Genomic DNA, 7,102 nt, shown 5'->3' on the forward strand with positions numbered 1-7,102 from the left:
TTAAAAGTTTGTAAAATTGTTTAATTAAAATTTAATGATCTTCATGAGCCATACTGAGGTAAACAATTGTCAGCATCATAAAAATAAAGGCCTGTAGCACAATCACCAGGATGTGGAATATTGCCCATGGCACAGAAAGTGCCGCTTGGCTCCACCAAGGCATTAATGCAATTAGAATAAAGATCAACTCACCTGCATACAGATTACCAAACAAACGAAGAGATAAAGATATCGGCTTCGCAATCAAAGCAATTGTTTCCAAAATAAAGTTAACTGGAATAAATGCCCAATGATTAAAAGGTTGTAGGGTTAATTCTTTAACAAACCCTGTAATTCCTTTGATCTTAATGGAGTAAAAAACAATTAATGCAAATACACTTAATGATAATCCAAAAGTAATATTCATATCCGTTGTTGGTACAACTTTCAGGTAAGGAACACCTAATATTTGTTTGGCGGCTTCAGGAATAAAGTCAACAGGTATTAGATCCATCGTATTCATTAGTAAAATCCAAACGAATATGGTCAGAGCTAATGGTGCAATAACAGGGCTACGACCGTGAAAAGAATCTTTTACCGCGTTACTAACAAATTCCATGAGCATTTCAACTGCACATTGGAGTTTGCCGGGGACACCCGTTGTTGCTTTTTGCCCTACCTTGTAAAAAACAAACAAGAATAGAACACCTAGGCCAACTGAAAATAGGAGAGAGTCAATGTGCCAAGTCCAAAATCCAGCATCAGCACAAGCATAATTAAATGCAATGCTACCATCAACAGTACACATTTGTGCATTTGTTAGATGATGTTGGATATACCCGGAAGAAGTTAACACTTCATCTTTAGCGGTCATTTTTTATCCCATTATTATCGTAAAAAAAGAAAGGTGCTAACCATTGAGATGCTACTAAAAGTAAAAATGAAATATAAAAAGACGGTAAAAATAGCGTCCCAGATTTCAAAAAAATACTAAATAGAATCACAGTAAGGGTTAGTTTTATTGCCTCTCCAACGTAGAACCCCCTAAGTATCAATTTTGTTTTACTGGCACCTGCATGCGCAAAAGTCATGAAAACAAAAATCATATTAGGAAGCATAAAAGTTATCCCTCCCGCTAAACCTGAATATCCTGATTTAGTTGAAGAAAAAACAGTTAATACCAGTGCAATAAAAAGAACGATTAATAATTGAAAACCAACCAATTTAAGTCCCGCTTTCTGACTTTTTATTGCCAGTTTATCAACCATTTTATTTTCCTTTAATTATTTAACATGCACTTTGAGAGTTCTCTCAACCAACATGTCAAATCGTGGTGAAGACTATAGCAACATCCAAGTCAATGCAATATAAGAGCACATTTTGGGCGCTATATATGCGCTATAGATCAATAATATTTATTTCTTTCGCATTTCATTGTTCTAGCGCAATTTTATACATTAATTCTTCTAAATCATCCAGCGAATTATAATTAATAACCAATTGACCCGCTTGTTTTTTGCCCGTTTTAGCGGTTACTGATAAACCAAATTTATTTTGAAATGTGTTAATAATTTTTTCTGTTTTTTGGCAGGGTAGGGAAGCCTGTTTTTCCGGTTGAGGATTTAAGGCTTTTTTTACTAATAACTCTGCTTTTCTCACGTTTAATGATTTTGCAATAATTATCTTTGCTAACTCAACTTGCTGATTTTTTTCACAGCTTAGTAGTGCTCTGGCGTGCCCCATTTCAATATCACCATGCTCCAATAATAATTTAACGGCTTCATTTAAATTATTTAACCTTAATAAATTACTGATCGTGGTACGTGATTTTCCAACCGCCTTAGCGACTTCAATATGCGTTAAATCAAATTCTTCTAAAAGGCGTTTTAATGCAACTGCTTCTTCCATTGCATTAAGGTTTTCGCGTTGAATATTTTCTATTAATGCAATGGCTATTGCCGCATTATCTTCTACGTTTTTAATTATACAGGGAACATTTTCCAGACCAATAATTTTAGCCGCTCTCCAACGGCGTTCTCCAGCAATAATCTCATATTGTTGGTGACCGGTTTCTCTGATGACCAGAGGTTGGATAATACCTTGCGCATGGATTGAATTAGCCAGTTCATCTAATGCTTTATTATCCATTCCTCTTCTAGGTTGATATTTACCCGGATGCAAAAAATTGACATCAATATCTATTAATATTCCCTTAACACTAACATCGTCAATCAACGGTTGTTTTTTGTCTGTATTAACGTCATGAGAAACCTGTTTTTGGCGGTGCGATGAACTACTGCTTAATAATGAATCGAGTCCTTTGCCTAAACCTCTTTTTTTCCCTAACATGATAATCCCTATTTAGACCGTTCTAGCACTTTGCTACTCAAGTTTTTCTTCTTGTCGCAATATTTCAGCGGCTAATGCCAGATAAGCTTTTGCACCAGTCGAATTTTTATCATAATACATAACCGGAGTACTAAAACTTGGCGCCTCTGCTAAGCGGATATTACGTGGAATAATAGTCCGATAAACTTTTTCACCAAAGTGTTTTTTTAATTGATCCGAGACATCTGAACAAAGGCGATTACGAGGATCATACATAGTGCGTAAAATACCTTCGATCTTAAGCCCTGAATTAACCACTGATGCGAGCTTACTAATAGTATCAAGCAGCGCAGTTAAACCTTCTAACGCATAATATTCACACTGCATTGGAATTAACACAGAATCAGCTGCCGTCATGGCATTGACGGTCAGCATATTTAACGAGGGGGGGCAGTCAATAAAAATATAGTCATAATTATCTTTGTAGTCTGCTAATGCACTGCGTAAGCGCGTTTCTCGTGCAAAATATTCCATTAACTTAACTTCAGCAGCAGTAACATCACTGTTAGCCGCAATCAGGTGATAACCCCCGGTTGTTTCAACCTGGACAACTTGATCTAGCGGTAACTCATCAATTAATAAATCGTAAGCACTGTGAGCAACTTCATATTTATCAACTCCACTTCCCATGGTTGCATTACCTTGGGGATCTAAATCAATCACCAAAACGTTACGTTTAGTTGCAGCTATTGAAGCAGCGATATTTACGCAGGTTGTTGTTTTACCTACACCCCCTTTTTGATTTGCTATCGCAATTATTTTACCCACAAGTTCTACTCTTAATTAAAATGAATACCCTACCCAAATGACTTGAAAAGGCAGAACCAGAGCTAAGCGGTTGTCACTGAACGATCTATAATCCGAAGATACTGATTAATTATCTAAATACGTTTAATTTTAACCAAGCAACGTTCGCCTTCAAGTGTTGGCACTTGTAATGAAATTGATTCTACAAATTCAAACTCTTTATCTAGTTCTTTTATTTCTTGCGCTGGAAATTGCCCCTTTAAAGCAAGAAAATGTCCTTCTTCATGGGGTAAATGTTTGCACCAATACAACATATCATGAAGTGAAGCAAATGCGCGGCTGAGAACAACGTCAAATTTATGCTCTGGCTGATACTCTTCTACCCGACTCTGCACTGCGGTTACATTTTTTAGTCCCAACTCCAAAAGTGCTTGACGAATAAATCGCAAGCGTTTACCCAGACTATCTAATAAAACAAATTGTTTATCGGGATTTAGAATAGCTAAAGGTAATCCAGGTAAGCCTGGACCGGTACCAACGTCAATGAAACGTTCTCCTATTAGATAGGGTGATACAACTATACTGTCCATTATATGTTTAACAAGCATTTGCTCAGGATCTCTTACAGAAGTGAGATTGTAAGCTTTATTCCACTTGTTTAATAACTCGACCAACTGCACTAACTGTTGCTTTTGTTGATCAGTCACTTCAAGTGAAGTTTGATCAATTAATTTTTGCAAATTTTCAAGCAGACTCATTTATAAAACCTTACGTCTTAGCGCATTTTTCTTTATATAAATTAATAATATAGATATTGCAGCTGGTGTTATTCCTGAAATTCTGGAAGCTTGACCAATATTTTCGGGCTTAGTATCATTTAATTTAGCCGTCACTTCATTTGATAAACCTTTAATATCCGAATAATCCAGATGAATAGGCAATAATGTATCTTCATTACGTTTAAGTTTTTCTATTTCTTCGCGCTGACGATCTACGTAACCTTGGTATTTGATTATAATTTCAACTTGCTCAGCAGCTTGAACATTTTCGAGTACTGGCCCTAATCCTTCAATTGAGATTAAACTTTGATAATTCACTTCAGGTCGACGAATCATTCCTTCAAGCGTACTTTCACGCTGCATTGGTGTTTTTAATAACGCATTTATTTGCGAAGCATTTTCTGATTTAGGGTGTATCCATTGATTTTTTAATCGTTGAATTTCTGTTTCTACGGATTCTTGTTTCATGCTAAATGCTTTCCAGCGAATATCATCAACAAGACCCAATTCACGCCCTTTTTCTGTTAATCGAGTATCGGCATTATCTTCACGTAACAACAGGCGATATTCAGCACGACTGGTAAACATGCGATAGGGCTCTTTTGTACCCAGAGTAGAAAGATCATCGACGAGTACACCGGCATAAGCTTGATCACGACCTGGGCACCATCCCTCTTTATCCTGTACCATTAAACCTGCATTCATGCCTGCTAGTAAACCTTGAGCGGCTGCTTCTTCGTAACCCGTTGTGCCATTAATCTGGCCCGCAAAGAATAAACCATCAATATATTTACTTTCCAACGTTGACTTTAGATCGCGAGGATCAAAATAATCGTATTCAATAGCATAGCCAGGTCTAGTCACAAATGCGTTTTCAAAACCTTTCATTGAACGAATAAAATCAATTTGTACGTCAAAGGGTAAACTTGTAGATATCCCATTCGGATAAATTTCATTGGTTGTTAAGCCTTCCGGTTCAACAAATATTTGATGAGAATTTTTATCGGCAAAACGCATTACTTTGTCTTCAATAGAAGGACAATAACGCGGACCAACACCTTCAATAACCCCTGAATACATAGGGCTTCGGTCTAAATTACGACGGATAATATCGTGTGTTTTTTCATTAGTGTGCGTGATATAACAAGGAATTTGTCTAGGATGCTCACTACGATCGCCCAAGAATGAAAAGACAGGCGTGGGGTTATCACCGTGCTGAACTTCTAATGCTGAAAAATCAATACTGCGGGAATCTATACGTGCAGGTGTACCCGTTTTTAAACGTCCAGTACGTAACGGTAGCTCTCTTAAGCGCTGCGCTAAACCGATTGAAGCGGAATCACCTGCCCGGCCACCACTATGATTTTTTAGGCCAACATGGATTTGCCCATTTAAGAAAGTACCAACCGTCAACACAACGGTTTTTGCGGAAAATTTAATGCCCATTTTAGTCACAACACCGCTAACTCGATCGTTTTCGACAACAAGATCTTCCACTTCTTGTTGAAATATTTTTAGGTTTTCCTGGTTTTCTAGCTTTTCTCGTATCGCCGCTTTATATAACAGACGATCAGCCTGTGCCCGTGTTGCTCTCACGGCGGGTCCTTTACTGCCATTAAGTATTCTAAATTGAATACCTGCTTTGTCTGCGGCGTTTGCCATTAGACCACCTAGTGCATCAATTTCTCTGACTAGGTGTCCTTTACCAATCCCACCAATGGCGGGGTTACAGGACATTTGACCTAATGTTTCAATATTATGGGTTAATAATAAAGTATTCATGCCCATACGAGCAGCGGCAGCAGCGGCTTCAGTTCCTGCATGGCCTCCGCCAATAACAATTACGTCAAAATGTTCGTGGTAATTCATTCATTTTTCCAAAACTATAAGTTAAAAAGACAAAAGGGATTTTACTCTTTTCTTGCCTAAAGGAAAACAGATAAGATCAAAACAATAGTATTAGTATTATATAAAGATCTTTAAAGATCTTTATTACTATACTTATTAATGTAATTGAATTTCTGTGCAAAACCCTTTATTGATCTTAAAGATCAGGATCTTAAAGTAGATCTTTAAATGTGCACAAGAAGGGGTCTTCCTGAGTTTAACTAGGGGATAGTTTGGCTACTTATGCACAGTTACAATTAGAATGGGGTTTATACACTGTTAAAACAACACCAGTACATAACTTATAAGCAACATACACACAACCATCTGTGGATAACTTATGAACGAAAATCCTCATAAATCGTTAAGATCTTCAATCCATAAAGAGATCCAATTTGATATATTGTCTTCAGGAATAGGATGATCTACTACATCAATTTCTAAACGATCTCCGATTCGAACAGCACCCATTTCTTCTAAAATATAATCCATATTTTTGGCAGCTTCGCAAAAAGTATCGTAATTGGAATCGCCAATGCCAATAATACCGTAACGTACATCATTTAGAGGAGCATTCACACCTTGCAGTTGTTCAGCAAATGATTTGAAGTTTTCAGGGTAATCGCCTGCTCCATGTGTAGATAAACAAATTAGCCAAATTTCATCTTCAGACAAAGATAAAGTATTCAAATCAGGATCAAAATGAAGTTCAGAATCAAAACCTGCTTCCTCTAATAAAACTTGCGCGGCTTCCGCAACATATTCTGTTCCACCTAACGTACTGCCTACTAATATTTGTAATGTACTCATTTACAATCTCCATAATTCATAATCCATAATTTTTTTAACTATATAGCTAAAATAAAAACAAAAATAAAGTTTCTTAGGAAATTAGAAAAGAAATTGATTAATTTATTGAATAACGCAGAAGAAAACAGCACTTTGTTTATTAATTATTCGTTCGCGCATTTTATTGAAATAATCATCAATAAAGGCCTTGCCAAGGTTCATAAAATCTCTATAATGCGCCCCACGGAAACGGGAAAGACGCAAGTCAATCCGGTTACTCAGAACGAAAAAGATTAAGCTTCTAATAACGTATGACGTTGATTAGAAAGATAAATTAATCATTGACATCGTTTACAGGTGGCGTAATATACGCACCTCGCCGAAAGGCACGCTCTTTAACAATTTAATCAAACAATCTGTGTGGACACTTATTGTTGATGTGATTTCAAAAAATCAAAGTCCTTTCTTGTAAAGGCAGTAACTTTTTACTTCGTAAATAGCTTACTCATCAATAAAAGTGACACACGAATAAA

At 36.6% G+C, this 7,102-nt stretch carries 7 protein-coding genes; all 7 read right to left on the reverse strand.

The features are described 5' to 3' along the window. Positions 1-31 precede the first annotated feature (31 nt). A complete protein-coding gene (gene atpB, locus PING_RS19250) occupies positions 32-853 on the reverse strand; it encodes a F0F1 ATP synthase subunit A (RefSeq protein ID WP_041766731.1) in 822 nt (273 codons plus the stop codon). Further along, positions 843-1,247 carry an ATP synthase subunit I gene (locus PING_RS19255; protein WP_011771959.1) on the reverse strand — a complete coding sequence of 135 codons (405 nt, stop codon included), beginning with the start codon at positions 1,245-1,247 and terminating at the stop codon, positions 843-845. The genes atpB and PING_RS19255 overlap by 11 nt, the downstream gene beginning before the upstream one ends. A 163-nt stretch (positions 1,248-1,410) precedes the next feature. After that, complete coding sequence (locus tag PING_RS19260) at positions 1,411-2,328, reverse strand: ParB/RepB/Spo0J family partition protein (protein ID WP_011771960.1); 918 nt, start codon at positions 2,326-2,328, stop codon at positions 1,411-1,413. 33 nt (positions 2,329-2,361) lie between these two features. Continuing rightward, a complete protein-coding gene (locus PING_RS19265; RefSeq protein WP_011771961.1) occupies positions 2,362-3,135 on the reverse strand; it encodes a ParA family protein in 774 nt (257 codons plus the stop codon). A gap of 113 nt (positions 3,136-3,248) precedes the next feature. Further along, the gene (rsmG, locus tag PING_RS19270; protein WP_011771962.1) at positions 3,249-3,872 is read right to left on the reverse strand and encodes a 16S rRNA (guanine(527)-N(7))-methyltransferase RsmG; all 624 of its coding nucleotides are present in this window, start codon (positions 3,870-3,872) and stop codon (positions 3,249-3,251) included. Continuing rightward, complete coding sequence (mnmG, locus tag PING_RS19275; RefSeq protein ID WP_011771963.1) at positions 3,873-5,762, reverse strand: tRNA uridine-5-carboxymethylaminomethyl(34) synthesis enzyme MnmG; 1,890 nt, start codon at positions 5,760-5,762, stop codon at positions 3,873-3,875. It abuts the gene before it with no gap. 372 nt (positions 5,763-6,134) lie between these two features. Next, complete coding sequence (gene mioC, locus PING_RS19280) at positions 6,135-6,590, reverse strand: FMN-binding protein MioC (protein WP_011771964.1); 456 nt, start codon at positions 6,588-6,590, stop codon at positions 6,135-6,137. Positions 6,591-7,102 lie beyond the last annotated feature (512 nt).

It is taken from the genome of Psychromonas ingrahamii 37, from assembly GCF_000015285.1.
Classification (GTDB): domain Bacteria; phylum Pseudomonadota; class Gammaproteobacteria; order Enterobacterales; family Psychromonadaceae; genus Psychromonas; species Psychromonas ingrahamii.

Bases quoted from the DNA above. Each gene is read 5' to 3' on its own strand.
- atpB (WP_041766731.1), bottom strand. From the start codon at position 853: ATGACCGCTAAAGATGAAGTGTTAACTTCTTCCGGGTATATCCAACAT.
- PING_RS19255 (WP_011771959.1), bottom strand. From the start codon at position 1,247: ATGGTTGATAAACTGGCAATAAAAAGTCAGAAAGCGGGACTTAAATTG.
- PING_RS19260 (WP_011771960.1), bottom strand. From the start codon at position 2,328: ATGTTAGGGAAAAAAAGAGGTTTAGGCAAAGGACTCGATTCATTATTA.
- rsmG (WP_011771962.1), bottom strand. From the start codon at position 3,872: ATGAGTCTGCTTGAAAATTTGCAAAAATTAATTGATCAAACTTCACTT.
- mnmG (WP_011771963.1), bottom strand. From the start codon at position 5,762: ATGAATTACCACGAACATTTTGACGTAATTGTTATTGGCGGAGGCCAT.
- mioC (WP_011771964.1), bottom strand. From the start codon at position 6,590: ATGAGTACATTACAAATATTAGTAGGCAGTACGTTAGGTGGAACAGAA.